Source organism: Terriglobus saanensis SP1PR4 (assembly GCF_000179915.2).
Taxonomy (GTDB): domain Bacteria; phylum Acidobacteriota; class Terriglobia; order Terriglobales; family Acidobacteriaceae; genus Terriglobus; species Terriglobus saanensis.
Genome location: NC_014963.1, coordinates 1065872 through 1079684, shown reverse-complemented (window position 1 = coordinate 1079684; position 13813 = coordinate 1065872). Strand labels below are relative to the sequence as shown.

The window sequence follows — 13813 nt, the reverse complement described above, 5'->3', positions numbered from 1 at the left end:
CGCGATTCCCACAGGGAACGCGGCTCTTTCCATTGCACTTCAAATTTCTGCACCAGATCCGGAGAATCGCATGGCCACCACAACCGTTCCGCTACCATTAACCCCAGTGCCTCATTCCCTGCCATCGCAACTAAAACGCATCGTCCTCACCGGGTTCATGGGAGCGGGTAAAACCACCGCTGGCCGTCGCCTCGCCGCCGCACTCCACTGGGACTTCCTCGATATAGATGCCCTCCTTGAAGAGCGCCACGGTTCCACGATTGCGGACATCTTCAACACCCACGGCGAAGACACCTTCCGCCGCTTCGAATCGCACGCCATCGCGCACGCCCTGGGCCATCGGAATACGGTGATTGCATTGGGCGGCGGTGCTCCGGAGGTCCTCACCAACCGCCTTCTTCTGGAACAGACCCCCGCCACTGCCGTCGTCTTCCTCGACGCAGGCTTCCCTGCTCTCTTCGACCGTTGCATGCTCCAGCCCGACGCTGCCGTCCGCCCGAATCTTGCCGATCCCGTTGCCGCCGAGGCCCGCTTCCGCGCCCGCCTCCCCTTGTACCGCCGCATCGCACGAATCACCGTGGCCACAGAAGGAAAGACCCCCGACGAGACCGTCATCACCATTCAGGAACGCTTACAGAATCTATAGATTTGCGGACTCACCGAACCCCAAAGCGACAGCCGGCATCTCACGGACAAAGCTTTTCAGGAGAACGACGCTGCCACTTCCAGAAACCAAAGCCGCACGTGTGCGAGAGGTCCGCGGATACATTGTCTTCACGCTTGCCATGCTTATTCTTCTCTACGCTGGCTGGCATCTTCTCCGCGTCCTTGAAATTGTCTACGTGTCGGCCCTCTTCGCCGTGGTCCTCTCGCCCGTGGTGGCAAAGATCACTACTTGGAAGATTCGCAGCTGGCATCCCTCACGACCCATCGCCGTCGTCATTCTTCTCGTGGCCCTCTTCGGCGCTCTGTTCCTCTTCTTCCGCCTGGGCCTTCCGCCCGTCATGCGAGATTTGAAGGAGTTCGCTACCGATCTGCCTGCGCGTATTCCCGTTCTGCTTGCCCGAATCAAGAACATGCCACTCGCCGACAAGCTAGGCATCGAAAACATTACTACGCGCGTGGAGACTGCCGCCTCCGCAACGGCCGCCTATATCGTGTCTTCCCTGCCCTTGTGGGCGGAACACCTCTTCGATATCGTGACCACGATCATTCTTACGGTCTACTTCATTCTTGAAGGCGACGAGGTCTACAAGTATTTCCTATCTACGCTTAAAACGGGTTTCCGTCGCCGTATGGATGGGATGTTCCGTGTCGCTGAGGAGCGAGTCTCCCGCTGGCTGATCGGACAACTCATCCTGATGGGCATCCAGGGTGCGTACAGCCTGATCGTCTTCGGCGCGCTCCATATCCGCTACTTCGTTCTGCTCGGCATTCTCATGGGCATTACAAACATCATTCCCATCGCGGGAAACCTGGTCACCATCGTGATTGTCTTCGGCGTCGCCGCTGCGGACTCCTGGCCCCACGCTTTCCTGGTGCTCATCTTCTACGCGGCCTATACCCAGTTTGAAAACGCCTGGCTGACGCCGCGCATCATGAAACAGAGCGTTGACCTCATGGGAATCGCAGTCCTGATTGCCCTTCTGGTGGGATCCACGCTCGCCGGGATCGTCGGCGCTCTCGTCGCTGTTCCCTCTGCAGCCCTGGTGGCAGTCTTCGCGGACGAATTCCTTGTGCAAAAGGAAGAAGCTCTTCCTGCCCCGCCTAAAGTCTGACCTGCCCCCAAACCCTCCGTGTGGGCGCTCACTGCTATCCTTGAAGAGTGAGCGCCACCACTTCCATCGCCGGGCAGAGCAAGTCGCGTAAAGCGGCCAGCCACACGCTCTTCTCCGACTATGGCGAACTCTTCAAGCCGCGCGTCACCCTGATGGTCGTCATCACCGCCGCCGCCGGGTTCTATCTCGGCTGCCTGCGCTCCGGCATCAGTCCCTTCCATATTCAGTTCATCAACGCCATGATCGGCATCACCGCCGTTACCTGCGGTTCAGGCGCTCTGAACCAGGTGCTCGAACGCCGCACCGACGCCCTCATGCCCCGCACGCGGATGCGCCCCATGGCGGCGGAGCGCATCGGTCTGGCGCACGGCTTGATCGTCGGCTTTACCGCCATCGCCGGTGGGTCAATCTTTCTCGCGCTCACCACGAACTACCTCACCGGGATCCTGACCCTGCTCACCGCCGTAGGCTACGTCGCCGTCTACACCCCGATGAAGCGCATCAGCATGGCAGCTACTTTTTTGGGAGCCTTCCCGGGAGCGCTTCCGGCCATCATTGGCTGGACCGCCGCCCGCCCCATGATCGAATGGCCCGCCGTCGCACTCTTTGCCATCATCTTCGTCTGGCAGTTCCCTCACTTTGAGGCCATCGGCTGGCTCTATCGCGACGACTACGCCCTCGCCGGCATCCGCGTCACAGCCGTTGTTTCACCCAAAGGCCGGGCCACCGCCGCGCAGGCGCTCTTTTATGCCGTGCTGATGTTCCCGGTCTCGCTCTGGCCCGTCTACCTCGGCACTTCGGGCCGCATCTATGGAGCCTGTGCCATCGTCCTCGATCTCATCTACCTGGCGTACACGATCCAGTTCACGAAGATCACACGCGGTCTTCCCCCAGCGGTCTCACGCAACTACGCCCGCACGCTTCTCCGCGTCAGCGTGATCCACCTCCCCCTTCTCCTCGCCGCCATGATGCTGGACGCGGTGGGTCGTATCGCCTACTAGAGAGCCCAACGAATGACGAGCAGCAAAGCCTCCCCTGCACCCCAGATCCACACACCGACTTCGATCATCTGGTTGATTCTCGCGATCTCGGCAGCTGCCAGCGCCTTCATCTTCTGGCTCGTGTATGTCCATCCTCCCATCGACGCAGACAGAAGCCAGTTCAAGTTTCTGCCCACGGTGAATGCGATCTGCAACTCGCTCTCCGCGATTGCCCTCGTCTTCGGCTATTGGTTCATTCGGCAGCGAAAAATCCGTCAGCACCGCGCGTCGATGTTTACCGCCTTCGTCTTCTCCACGATCTTCCTGGTCTCGTATCTCGCCAACCACGCGCTCCACGGCGAATACCACCTGCCCATCGCGCACACCGGCCCCCTTTGGCACAGCTACCTGGCACTGCTGATCTCGCATATCTTTCTCTCAGTCGTAGCCCTTCCGCTCGTCCTCATCACCTTCTTCTTCTCTCTGTCGGAGCGGTTCGTCCTTCACCGTAAGATCGCCCGCTACACCTTTCCCATCTGGCTTTACGTGTCTGTAACCGGCGTCGCCGTGTACCTGATGCAGGCTGCGATCAGCAGATGACCCCAGGAAAGATGCGCAATGACACACGCTCCATTCTTCGGGTAGGCACAGGCATCTTCATCGCGGGCGTGATCTTCGCGATCCTGGTGAAGATCGGTGGAGGCCTTGGACAGCACGGACCGCCCAGCAACCTGGGCTGGTTCGGCCTGATCTTTGCCCTCGGTTGCCTCCCCGCCTCCGGTTTCCTTCTTCTTCTCGGCTTCGCAAAGTGGTTCGAGGACCGAAGGCGATAACCTCGCCGTTTTCCCTTTTTACGCACGGATAAAATAGACCAGTGACCCGAAAAACCGTTTCATCTTTAGAAAGTCCAGCAGCCATTCGCGGCGTGGACGACCTCCTCGCCTCCATCGGACTGACCCACGGCACACGTTCCAGCCGCAAAGGAACCTGGACCGAAGGCGCGCGCAAACCTGTCGGCAAAAAGAAGAAGCTGGCCGCAGAAACGACTAAAGTTCCAACACCGAAGATCGACTTCGATTTCTCTTCCCTTCTGGCAAAGGCCCCTGCGGTCGTTCACGGATTTTCCACCCGCTCCGGTGGTGTGACCCGCGTCTATCGTCCCGGCTTACCCAAGTCGCAGGGCGATCTGAATCTCGGCTTCACCTCGCACGATGAGCGCAAGAATGTCGAAGCCAACCGCACGCGGATGATGCAAGCCCTTTTGGGCAAGGAAGCCAAAGACTGGAAGCTCGTAACGCTGCAGCAGCGTCACACACCCGTCGTGCGTGTCCTGCGGGATACCGAGGCGACCCACCTTCGCGGCGACGCCGTAATGACTGACCTCCCGCATCGCCTGCTGGGTGTCATGACCGCCGACTGTATTCCTGTTCTGCTCTACGACCGCAAGAACGGCGCGGTCGCAGCATTTCATGCTGGCTGGCGAGGCACGCTCGCGCGCATCGTGGAGCGCGGTGTGGGCACCATGAAGATCGAATACGGCACCGACCCGAAGGACATCGTCGCCGCCATCGGCGCGGGCATCGGCCCCTGCTGCTACTCGGTAGGCGAAGAGGTCCGTCACGAGTTCGAATCGCAGTTTGCCTATGCTCCAGAGCTCTTCAGCGACGTCTACGAATCCGAACCGATCCGCGACAAATATCCTCTGCTCTTCATGACAGCGCGCGCTCCCGGACATTCCCCAATTGGTCCGCAACTACACCTCGATCTCTGGGAAGCGAACCGCCGCCAGTTGCTCGACGCTGGCATCTCGGCCAAGAAGATCTCTGTGGTTGGAACCTGCACCGCGTGCGGAACCTCACGCTACTTCTCGCATCGCACCGAAGAGGGCTTCACTGGACGCATGATGTCCGTCATTGGCGTTCGCTAGCGAGCCTTCTCCCACGCCTTGGCATACTTCCAGCTCGTGTAGCTGGCGTGATACAGGTGCAGCAGAAGACCTTCTCGCCCATCGCGGAAGCCGCTGCGGAAGACGTAGTTCCAGACAAACGTCGCGGCTGGTGCCAGGAATACGTGGGCAATGAAATCAAAGGCACTCGCCGAAGTCTTGCCCTTCTGCTGCAATATCTCCGCACCCAATGTGCTGTAGCGGTTCATGTGCTCCAAGTATCCACTCAGTGTGGGATAGGCATGATGCAGAAGCGCCCCCTGCAACTTGCCGGAAGCGCCGTCGAAACGAATCACTTCGTGCACAGGACGAGGCTCGAAGCTCGCAACACCCTTGCGAAAGAGGCGAAGCTTTGCGTCGGGATAAAAGCCGCCAAAGCGGATCCACCGGCCAAGGAAGAAATTCTTTCGCGGTACGAAATACGCCTCTGGCTTTCCCGGGAGAGGCTGCCCCTGCACAAGAGAAACAATCTCGTCGCGCAGAGCAGGCGACAGCTCTTCGTCGGCATCGAGCGAAAGCACCCAGTCGCCGGTGCACTCCGAGAGAGCAAGATTCTTTTGCACTGCGAAACCCAGCCACGGCTGCTCAATCACGCGCGCACCGTATTGACTCGCAACGGTCAGCGTTCCATCGGTCGATCCCGAGTCCACCACAACGACCTCACAGCCCTCCGGAAGAGAGCGGAGCGTCCGTGCGAGGTTGGCCTCTTCGTTGTGCGTGATGATGGCGACGGAGAGCGCGGGCATGGGTACCGTTGTAGCACGTACGCTAAACGAGGACGATGTCCTGGTTGCCCGTGTGTTCGCGCAGGAGGCGCTGCGTGAGCGGCTTGAGGGTCTCGCCTGTCTTGGGCAGCGTGAAGGCCTCTGTGGTCTGGTTGTACTCCAGCTTGAAGCTGGTGGAGATGGCGGAGATCCAGATCTGGCGCACGGGCGTGTTTGGCGTGAAGACAAACTTGGCGCTGTCGTCTTCAAAGAGCACGTTCAGGACGCCGTTCTTTTCTTCGGCTTCAAATCCACCGTCTTCCTCAGCCTCGATCAGGGACTGCTTCAGGTCTTCGAGGACAGAGTCGGAAAGGCGGCGGAACGTAGCTTCGTCGATCATGCATCCAGTGTAACCGCCGAGCTGAACCTGCCGCCCTTCCACACTATTTCGCTCTGCGAAATTCTCTAGCGGACGCCGCTGAGGACGCCCGCCGGGGCTCTCCCATAGCGACTGAGAAGGATGACCCCTGCGATGGCGAGGAGACCCCCATAGAAGCTGCTTAACGCGGGGATCTCATGAAGCCAGAGATACGAGATAGCAATCGTAACGATGGGAACGAGGTTGAGGAGGCTCGCGGTCTGGTTGAGGGTGAAGCGCGACAGCGCAATCGTCCAGGCGAGATAACCGATCGCGGCGGGAAAGATCCCCAGGAAGAGCGCGGCAAAGAGCGGTTCGCGCGGACCATGCGCCGCCACCTTGAGCGCCTCCGGGAGATAGGGCGAAAGAATAATCGCTCCCGTAAACATGAGGCACGCAGTGATTGAGATGGAAGGATAGGTGCGCAGCAGCGTCTTCTGCAACGTGCCCATAACGGATGCGCAGAGCGCCGCGAGAAGAATCAGTACGGCTCCAACCCCGAAGTGAAACCCGTTCGGCGTGGCAAACGCAATGATCGTCGCCCCTGTGAAGCTGAGCACGATAGCGAACCAGCCGATCGGACTGAGGCGCTCCGCTAGAAAAGTCACTCCGAGGAGAGCCGCAAAGACGGGCATGCAGTTAATCAAGAAGCTGGCCGTAACAGGAGAGACAGTCAATTCCCCTGCGTTCAGCGCGAGGTTGTAGATCACGATCCCCAGGGCTCCAGCAAGACCAATGCGAAAGAGATGGCTGCCACGCGGAAGTGGCGGCCTTTTGATCGCGAGAATGACGAGAAACACGAGCGATGCCGTGAAAAAACGCAATGAGGCGAGTTCCACCGGTTTAAAGCCCCTCAAACCGACGCGAATCGCAGGGTAAGCGGAGGCCCAGGAAAAGATCGTGACGGCAGCGGCAGTGATCGCGATAGGGAGGGAGGTCTGTTTCTGCGACATCACTTGAGCATAGGGAAGTGTTCGATTCTGGGCACACCGAATCTTTGGGACATCTTGGGATGGTTTTTTCGGTTCCCATTTTGGGCCTTACCTTTTGGCCGCCCACGCCAAAGCCCCTCCTGGAGGGGCTTTGGCTTAAGAGCGATCAGAAGGACGGAAACACTTTAGAAGGGGATATCGTCGTCGGTGATCCCAGCGTCGGCGTAGTCTTCCTGCGGCTGCGACGGGCGCTGATCGAAGGAGGCCGTGCTCTTGCTGTAGCTGCTGGCTCCTCCACCGGAGGCGGAGTAGCTGGAACCGCCACCCGATTCTCCACCCTGGCGGCTGCCGAGGAGCGAGAGTTCGTTGACGAGGATTTCGGTACGGTACTTCTTCTGTCCCGATTCCTTATCGTCCCAGGAACGGGTCTGAATTTTGCCTTCTACGAAGAGCTGTGTGCCCTTTTTAACGTAGTCGCGAACGATTTCGGCAGTACGGCCGAAGCAGACCAGATTGTGCCACTCGGTCTTGTCGACCCAGTTGCCGGTCTGGTCTTTCTGCCGGTCGGCGGTGGCCAGGGAGAAGCTGGCGATCACCATGCCACTCTGCGAGGCGCGCATCTCCGGGTCTTTTCCGACGTTGCCGAGGAGCATAACTTTGTTGACGCCCTTTGCCATAAACAGGTACTTCCTTTCGGGTTGGAGATGAAGATAACAGATCAGAAGGTGTTGCGCCCGAGGGTGCACCTTGCACAATTTTACGCTAAAGGCTTGCGGATAAAGGGACTTAAGCGTAAAATTCCACGATTGTGGGCACACTTAGCAGTACCAATTTTACAGCGCAGTACCTTCGGTCGAGGATCGGGCGCGTCTGTGTGCCCATAGCAGCCAAAAACGCGGGCGAGATGCTCGACCGCGCGGCCGAAGTGGGACGGGAGACGCCCTTTCTGGAGCTCCGGCTCGACTCGCTGGAGAAGCCGCAACTGGTTACCGGCAGACTAAAACAGTTTCTGTCCGACCGCCCCCTGATCACCATGATCGCGACCTGTCGCCGCAAAGCGAATGGCGGCGACTTTGCCGGTTCCGCAGAAGAGCAGATGGAGCATCTACTGGCGTCCGCGAAGAGCGGCTGCCAGATCGTGGACATGGAGGTCGAAACAGCCGAGGCGCTGAAGGCAACTGCGCTGGACAAGCTTCGCGATGCAGGATGCGTCGTCATGCTTAGCTTTCACGACTTCAAGGGCACGCCCGACCTGGATGCCGTATACGACCGGATGGCGAAGTTTTCCCCGGATTTCTACAAGATTGTGCCCACGGCGAAGTCTCTTCCCGACAACCTGAAGGTCACGGCCCTCCTGGAAAAGCATGCCGAAGATGCCAACGTGGTGGCATTGGCGATGGGTAATTTTGGCGTTCTAACACGGATTCTGGGACCTCGTTTTGGATCGGTCTTCACCTTTGGAGCGGCCACGGTCGGCGAAGAGACAGCCCCCGGACAGGTAGCAGCGCGGACGTTGACTGAGCTCTACCGTATGGACGGGATCGAAGCTTCGACCCGCATCTACGGTGTGGCTGGATCCCCGGTGACCAGTTCCCTGTCGCCTCTGATGATCAATACCGCCTTCCGGCGCGAGACGGTGAATGCTGTCTATGTGGCGCTGGAGACAGGCGATGTGAAGGACCTGCTCAAGGTCATGGAGAAGCTGCCGATTCATGGCGTCTCCGTCACCATGCCTTTGAAGACGGATATTCTTGCGCACCTGGAGAAGACCGACCCACTGAGCGCAAAGATCGGCGCATGCAACACGGTCGTGCGGGCGCAGGATGGGAAGCTCTATGGCTTCAACACGGACGTTGGTGGCATCGTTGGTCCGCTGGAGCGTCGCGTTCCTCTGCGCGGAGCCAAAGTACTCGTGCTGGGCGCGGGTGGCGTAGCGCGTGCCGCTGTCTTTGGACTGAAGGACAAGGGTGCCGAGGTCAGCATCCTAAATCGCACCCCCGAAAAGGCGCAGAAGCTGGCGCGCCAGGCCGGAGCCAAGGTCATGCGGCGCGATCAGCTGGCGAAGACGCGATTTGACGTCGTGATCAACGCAACGCCTTACGGCATGCTGGGGCAGAAGATTGCAGCGCCTATCTCCGCCGAGGAGTTGAATACTGGCTTGCTCTTCGACCTCGTCTACAACCCGATTGAGACGCCGCTGGTTCGTCTGGCGCGATCCAAGAACATTGCGGTCGTGCTGGGCGTGGAGATGTTTGTGCAGCAGGGTGCGCGTCAGTTCGAGATCTGGACGGGCAAGCCCGCACCGCAGGAAGAGATGTTGCGCGTTGTGCTCCACGCACTGAAGCAGCAGGCCGAGGCAAACATGCCTCCGGTTCCCGTTCCCGTGGCTCCCGTAGTGGAAAAGCCGGTGGCTCCTGTGGTGGAGAAACCAGCGCCTCCTGTTGTAGAAAATCCAACCGCTCCCATCGTTCCCAAGCCTGCTCCGGCGGTGGAGAAGCCAGCACTGGAAAAGAAAATCGAGCCCAAGCCTGTGCCTGTGCCGGTGCAGGCGAAGCCCGTCCTGAAAGCTCCCGTCAAGACGGTTTCGACTAAAGCTGCAATCCCGGTCGCGGCAAAGAAAGTAGCGCCCAAGAAGGCTGTTGCCAGAAAGCCGGTCGTCACAAAGCCTGCCGTGAAGAAAGCTGTGGCCAAAAAGTCGGTGGCGAAGAAAGTGGCCTTGAAGAAGTCCGTTGCCAAAAAGGCCGCGCCCGTCAAAGTAGCCGCAAAGAAAGCACCCACCAAGAAAGCGGTTGTAAAGAAAGCAGTCACAAAAAAAGTAGTGGCAAAGAAGCTGGTTCCTAAGAAAGCCGCTGCACCTGTAAAGAAAGCGCCACCCAGGAAGGTGGCGGAAAAGAAAGCTCCTCTCAAGAAGTCTACGAAGAAGCGCTAGTGCGCCTGGCCTCATGGCTTCTACTTCTTCTAAGCTGCTTCTCTGCCGCTGCGCAGGAACAGTTTGACCACGGCGTCCCTATCGCTGACCCGGCACGCCCTACGGTCACGAATCCTGCCCATATTCCTCCCGTAGGGTATGTGCAATTCGAGCAGGGTGCGCTGATCGGGGCTGAGACAACCGACGTCGATACCCAGTTCAGCATCGCGCAGACCACCAAGATCGCGCTCACTCACCATGTCATGGTGCAGGTGGAGTCGCAGCCCTGGGCACACACCCAATCCCATGGATTCGGCCAGGACGACACCGGCGATCTGCTCGCAGGCCTGCAGCTCGTCCTAAGCGACCTGAAGGAAGGCCATGACGTCCGGCCAACGGTCGCGCTGGCCTATACGCGTCGGATTCGCTCCGGGAGCACGCCCGATCTGGATGTGGACGGACTTTCGCAGGGTGGGGCTTTACTGGCGAGTGGAAATCTCTTCGGCGTTCATTACGATACAAATTTCCTCTTCAACCAGGTGAGCGGCGGCGTGCAGTTTGGACAGACCCTGGCGGTCTCCGGAAACATCACAAAAAAGTATGCCCTGAGCGCGGAGATCTGGCATTTTACGCAGCCGGATACGGGCACCGATGCCATCGGCACCCTGTGGAATGGCGCCTACTCGATCCGGCCGTATCTCATTCTGGATGCTGGCTTCAATCGGGGCCTCACATCGACTTCAGCGCACTGGTACGGCTTCGCCGGTTTTACTTACCTGCTGCCGCATCGGGTCTGGCGCGGACACAAGCCCGGTTGAAGTTGTGGGCCGCCACGGGTAGAGTCGAAGGTCTATGCGAGTTACACGAATTCTTATTGCATTGCTGGCCCTGGCCGGCGCCGTCGTATCCGTTCTGGCACTCCGCATTCATATGCAGGACCCCAACGCCGCTCCACCGTGCGCGGTAACCGAAAACTGGGACTGTGGAGCAGTGAATCATTCGCGTTTTGCGGTCTTTCCGCCGCGCAGCTTCGACGAAAATCCCCAAGCGAAGGGCCATATTCCGATTGCCGCTTTTGGCATCGTGGGCTATCTGCTGATTGCCGTGCTCGCACTCTTCGGTTTCGACTTCTGGGCCTTTGAAGCCGCGCAGGTTGGATTCTTCTTTGCGCTGATTCTTACCTTCCTCGAGAAATACGTCCTGGAGAAGTGGTGCATTTACTGCGTATGGTCGCAGGGGATTATCGCTGTGACCCTGCTACTGGCAGCGATCAATCTGTGGCTGTCGCGCAGAGCGGCACGACCCGGCCTGCATCTCCGTGCCCAGGGAGGAGAGATTCATGTGGCCTAAACTGTTGTTTCAGGTAGGAGAACTACTCCCCCATATTCGGCATCTTGTCCCGCTGGCGCAGAAGTACTTCGACAAGGGTGGCGATGCCGCCGTGCTGACGGGTATCTCCGAATCCATCCAGAGCGACCTGGGACAGGTGAAGAGTGGACACGCGTCCCTTGCCCGGCAGGTGCAGGAGCAGAACGCCCTGCTTGGCAGCGTGGGCGACGATGTGCGTAGGCTGGGCGAAAGCGTTGCCGCCCTGGATACTCGCATCACGGAGATGGATACGCGGATGAACTCCGCTGCCCGAACCATCAAGTTGCTTCTCGTTGCTAGCCTTGTCTCACTGATCGCCGCAGTCGGTCTTCTGATTTTTCTGGCGATGCGGTAGCAAGTCGCAAGAGACAGACGAATTGCCCGTCTCTTTGTTCTGCCGTCGCTGTCGTGCCTACAGCCTCAGCCTTATTTCCCCAGCCCCGGCACTGCGATTTGTCGCTCGATAATTCAGCCAACAAAGTGCTGAAGTACGTTGTGGGATGAATTGCGTCTGCGAACATAAAATCCTGGTCTGCGTCTCTTGAGTCAGGAGGCTTGCTTCTTCTGACCAAGACCTGCGAGCAAACCGTAGGTCAGCTTCCTCGCCAGTATTTGAGATCTAGAAGGACCACTTCCGTGCGCCCCCAAATTACGCGTGTAGGCCTTCATCAGGAGGGAACTTACCCCTGGAATGGACAGCACGTTCAGCAAAAAATTCGGGTTGCTATAAAAGGGAGATGCTGCCCGTGCAGAGAGCGACAATCGATTGATGAGCGGCCGCAAACCTTTCTGGTAAGCATCTGCAGCAACCGCTCGACCGCAGAGATGTTCTTCGATAGCTTGAGCTGCTATCTGTCCGCTTAATACTGCACTATAAATACCCTCGCCGGTCATAACATCTGTCAAACCAGCCGCATCTCCTGCGAGAAGCACGCGTCCCTGGGCACATCGACCTTCCCATCCATAAGAGTTAAGGTATTGTCCAACGACATGACTGATCTGTCCTTCTATCTCGGAGCCGAACTTACGCCGGATGTAATCCAACAGCAGCTTGCGGCTGAGATGCTCTTCCTCGTTGATAACGTATAACCCAACATTGAGGTGATCTCCTTTAGGAAAGATCCATGCAGCACCATCTTTCACCGCACCTACGTCGATTGTTACCGTACGAGTTTCCGATTGCATTGGAAGCTGTGCTTCCAATGCAAAGCCCTTTTTGACAGAAGCGAGATCTGTACAGAATTGTCGAACTACGCTGTTTGCGCCATCCGCTCCAATGACAAATTTTGCCTGCAAGGTCTCTGTCTCTGTTTCTACAGTTACACCTTTGCCATCCTGTTTTATCCTTTTGATCCCACGGATTCTTAGAAAATCCGCACCCAATTCTTTCGTTTTCTTAAAGCAATAATCATCGAACTCCGAACGGACCGTCATGACAACAAACGGATAAACTCCTTCTAAAAGTGGGGATTTTTTGTTTTTGCTTTCCAAAGAAACATGACGAATGAGTTGTCTCGTAACTGGCTCAACGGAATAGCGCAAAGCTTGCACCGTCTTCATTGTTAGACCGCCAGCACATGCCTTGGATCGAGGGAAATCATTTTTATCCAGGAGCAGGACGCGCCTGCCGCTTAGAACAAGATCGTACGCCGCAGAACAGCCCGCCGGTCCCGCCCCTACAACAATCACGTCCCACCACCGAGTCAATTCACTTTGCATCTTTCCAGCCATTTGTTCCGCGCCCTAGGCAAACGCTTTTCGAAGTGCAGCGCCCGTCTGATCGATCAGAGCCTTGCCTGCATCAATCACGCCAGCCATGGAGGCAAGGCCATGCACCATGCCGGGCCAGCACGTGTGATACACAGGAATATCTGCAGCCTTTAGCCTGGCGGCGTACTCATCTCCTTCAACATGCAAAGGGTCGTGATCTGCCGTGATGATCAGCGCCGGAGCAACGCCGGTGAGGTCGCTGGCGAAGAGCGGGGACACCTTCGGGTCTTCCCGGTTTATCCCCGGCGGCAGGTAAGCGTCGTACCATTCCCGCATTTGGGTATGCGAGAGAAAGTACGCACCCGTGCCCAACTCTTTCCAGGAAGACCTCGAGGTCGTGGCATCGAGGCAGGGGTAGAGCAACACTTGCACACTCAGTTTCGGTCCCGCCTTCGCGGCCTTTTGCGCCACCCACGCCGCCAACAGACCGCCTGCACTATCCCCTCCGACCGCGATTCTTTTCGGATCGGCTCCTATTTCCGCGGCGTGCTCGTGAACCCATGTAAGTGCAGCCCAGGAGTCCTCGTTTGCAGCAGGATAAGGATGCTCCGGAGCAAGACGGTAAGCCACGGAGACGATGAGGCACTGGGCACGATTGGCCAGCGCCCGAAGCAAGTTGTCATACCCCTCAAGATCGCCTGCGACAAAACCACCGCCGTGGTAGTAGACGAGCACCGGCGCGGGCATGGGCAAAGCAGATTTCCCCTTCGGTACGTACAAACGGACAAGCACCTTGCCAGCTGTACCTGGTATACCAAAATCCCGGACCCTTGTGACGGATTCGAACGCAATCCCGTGCCCACGAGCCGAAGTCATCCAGTCTCGGACTGCGAGAATCTTTTCCATTGCAGAAGGGGCTTCGGTCGGAGAGGGCTGGAGTGCCTGGTTGGCGTGAAATTGTTCCAAAAAAGCGTTTACTTGGGGATCGAGTGCGCTCATCGATGGATACTCTCCTCTTTGCGGGCGGGGAGCTTCGAGCACTCCGCCTCTGCATCTAGAACACTGGAACG

Annotated in this window: 16 protein-coding genes; 10 read left to right on the top strand and 6 right to left on the bottom strand. The window is 58.2% G+C overall.

Going from position 1 to position 13813, the window contains the following annotated elements; genetic code table 11:
- Nucleotides 1-70 precede the first annotated feature (70 nt).
- The 6 genes from ACIPR4_RS04530 (at nucleotide 71) to pgeF (ending at nucleotide 4685) form a co-directional block, all read left to right on the top strand.
- Nucleotides 71-646, top strand: coding sequence for a shikimate kinase (locus tag ACIPR4_RS04530; RefSeq protein ID WP_013567473.1), 576 nt, complete (start codon nucleotides 71-73; stop codon nucleotides 644-646).
- 100 nt (nucleotides 647-746) lie between these two features.
- Complete coding sequence (locus ACIPR4_RS04525) at nucleotides 747-1778, top strand: AI-2E family transporter (RefSeq protein WP_041585919.1); 1032 nt, start codon at nucleotides 747-749, stop codon at nucleotides 1776-1778.
- A gap of 47 nt (nucleotides 1779-1825) precedes the next feature.
- Nucleotides 1826-2779, top strand: coding sequence for a heme o synthase (cyoE, locus tag ACIPR4_RS04520; protein ID WP_013567471.1), 954 nt, complete (start codon nucleotides 1826-1828; stop codon nucleotides 2777-2779).
- 12 nt (nucleotides 2780-2791) lie between these two features.
- Nucleotides 2792-3358, top strand: coding sequence for a DUF420 domain-containing protein (locus ACIPR4_RS04515; RefSeq protein ID WP_013567470.1), 567 nt, complete (start codon nucleotides 2792-2794; stop codon nucleotides 3356-3358).
- A gap of 11 nt (nucleotides 3359-3369) precedes the next feature.
- Nucleotides 3370-3591, top strand: a complete 222-nt coding sequence (locus ACIPR4_RS04510; RefSeq protein ID WP_041585918.1) for a hypothetical protein — start codon at nucleotides 3370-3372, stop codon at nucleotides 3589-3591.
- 41 nt (nucleotides 3592-3632) lie between these two features.
- Nucleotides 3633-4685, top strand: a complete 1053-nt coding sequence (gene pgeF, locus ACIPR4_RS04505) for a peptidoglycan editing factor PgeF (protein WP_144312316.1) — start codon at nucleotides 3633-3635, stop codon at nucleotides 4683-4685.
- On the opposite strand, the gene ACIPR4_RS04500 is transcribed toward pgeF, so the two are convergent.
- From ACIPR4_RS04500 to ACIPR4_RS04485, 4 genes are all read right to left on the bottom strand, one after another.
- Nucleotides 4682-5449: a glycosyltransferase family 2 protein gene (locus tag ACIPR4_RS04500; protein WP_013567467.1), complete on the bottom strand. Its 768-nt coding sequence runs from the start codon at nucleotides 5447-5449 to the stop codon at nucleotides 4682-4684. The two genes, pgeF and ACIPR4_RS04500, sit on opposite strands and share 4 nt — an antisense overlap.
- A gap of 22 nt (nucleotides 5450-5471) precedes the next feature.
- Complete coding sequence (cyaY, locus tag ACIPR4_RS04495) at nucleotides 5472-5807, bottom strand: iron donor protein CyaY (protein WP_041586418.1); 336 nt, start codon at nucleotides 5805-5807, stop codon at nucleotides 5472-5474.
- A gap of 65 nt (nucleotides 5808-5872) precedes the next feature.
- Nucleotides 5873-6778, bottom strand: coding sequence for a DMT family transporter (locus ACIPR4_RS04490; RefSeq protein WP_013567465.1), 906 nt, complete (start codon nucleotides 6776-6778; stop codon nucleotides 5873-5875).
- A gap of 164 nt (nucleotides 6779-6942) precedes the next feature.
- Complete coding sequence (locus ACIPR4_RS04485) at nucleotides 6943-7434, bottom strand: single-stranded DNA-binding protein (RefSeq protein WP_013567464.1); 492 nt, start codon at nucleotides 7432-7434, stop codon at nucleotides 6943-6945.
- A gap of 197 nt (nucleotides 7435-7631) precedes the next feature.
- Here ACIPR4_RS04485 and aroE point away from each other — a divergent pair, with 197 nt between their 5' ends.
- Genes aroE through ACIPR4_RS04465 form a run of 4 tightly spaced genes read left to right on the top strand, consistent with a single transcriptional unit; the run spans nucleotide 7632 to nucleotide 11388 of the window.
- Nucleotides 7632-9686, top strand: coding sequence for a shikimate dehydrogenase (gene aroE / locus ACIPR4_RS04480; RefSeq protein WP_144312315.1), 2055 nt, complete (start codon nucleotides 7632-7634; stop codon nucleotides 9684-9686).
- A complete protein-coding gene (locus ACIPR4_RS04475) occupies nucleotides 9686-10483 on the top strand; it encodes a hypothetical protein (protein WP_013567462.1) in 798 nt (265 codons plus the stop codon). The genes aroE and ACIPR4_RS04475 overlap by 1 nt, the downstream gene beginning before the upstream one ends.
- 34 nt (nucleotides 10484-10517) lie before the next feature.
- Nucleotides 10518-11015 carry a vitamin K epoxide reductase family protein gene (locus tag ACIPR4_RS04470; RefSeq protein WP_013567461.1) on the top strand — a complete coding sequence of 166 codons (498 nt, stop codon included), beginning with the start codon at nucleotides 10518-10520 and terminating at the stop codon, nucleotides 11013-11015.
- A complete protein-coding gene (locus tag ACIPR4_RS04465; protein ID WP_013567460.1) occupies nucleotides 11005-11388 on the top strand; it encodes a hypothetical protein in 384 nt (127 codons plus the stop codon). The genes ACIPR4_RS04470 and ACIPR4_RS04465 overlap by 11 nt, the downstream gene beginning before the upstream one ends.
- Nucleotides 11389-11579: 191 nt before the next feature.
- On the opposite strand, the gene ACIPR4_RS04460 is transcribed toward ACIPR4_RS04465, so the two are convergent.
- Both ACIPR4_RS04460 and ACIPR4_RS04455 read right to left on the bottom strand, forming a co-directional pair.
- A complete protein-coding gene (locus tag ACIPR4_RS04460) occupies nucleotides 11580-12764 on the bottom strand; it encodes a geranylgeranyl reductase family protein (RefSeq protein ID WP_013567459.1) in 1185 nt (394 codons plus the stop codon).
- A gap of 12 nt (nucleotides 12765-12776) precedes the next feature.
- Nucleotides 12777-13742 carry an alpha/beta hydrolase gene (locus ACIPR4_RS04455; protein ID WP_013567458.1) on the bottom strand — a complete coding sequence of 322 codons (966 nt, stop codon included), beginning with the start codon at nucleotides 13740-13742 and terminating at the stop codon, nucleotides 12777-12779.
- Between the last annotated feature and the right edge of the window lie 71 nt (nucleotides 13743-13813).

What these genes read in the sequence shown, in the direction of transcription:
- ACIPR4_RS04530 (WP_013567473.1), top strand. Translation starts at nt 71, where the DNA reads ATGGCCACCACAACCGTTCCGCTACCATTAACCCCAGTGCCTCATTCC.
- ACIPR4_RS04515 (WP_013567470.1), top strand. Translation starts at nt 2,792, where the DNA reads ATGACGAGCAGCAAAGCCTCCCCTGCACCCCAGATCCACACACCGACT.
- ACIPR4_RS04510 (WP_041585918.1), top strand. Translation starts at nt 3,370, where the DNA reads ATGCGCAATGACACACGCTCCATTCTTCGGGTAGGCACAGGCATCTTC.
- ACIPR4_RS04500 (WP_013567467.1), bottom strand. Translation starts at nt 5,449, where the DNA reads ATGCCCGCGCTCTCCGTCGCCATCATCACGCACAACGAAGAGGCCAAC.
- cyaY (WP_041586418.1), bottom strand. Translation starts at nt 5,807, where the DNA reads ATGATCGACGAAGCTACGTTCCGCCGCCTTTCCGACTCTGTCCTCGAA.
- ACIPR4_RS04490 (WP_013567465.1), bottom strand. Translation starts at nt 6,778, where the DNA reads ATGTCGCAGAAACAGACCTCCCTCCCTATCGCGATCACTGCCGCTGCC.
- ACIPR4_RS04485 (WP_013567464.1), bottom strand. Translation starts at nt 7,434, where the DNA reads ATGGCAAAGGGCGTCAACAAAGTTATGCTCCTCGGCAACGTCGGAAAA.
- ACIPR4_RS04470 (WP_013567461.1), top strand. Translation starts at nt 10,518, where the DNA reads ATGCGAGTTACACGAATTCTTATTGCATTGCTGGCCCTGGCCGGCGCC.
- ACIPR4_RS04465 (WP_013567460.1), top strand. Translation starts at nt 11,005, where the DNA reads ATGTGGCCTAAACTGTTGTTTCAGGTAGGAGAACTACTCCCCCATATT.
- ACIPR4_RS04460 (WP_013567459.1), bottom strand. Translation starts at nt 12,764, where the DNA reads ATGGCTGGAAAGATGCAAAGTGAATTGACTCGGTGGTGGGACGTGATT.
- ACIPR4_RS04455 (WP_013567458.1), bottom strand. Translation starts at nt 13,742, where the DNA reads ATGAGCGCACTCGATCCCCAAGTAAACGCTTTTTTGGAACAATTTCAC.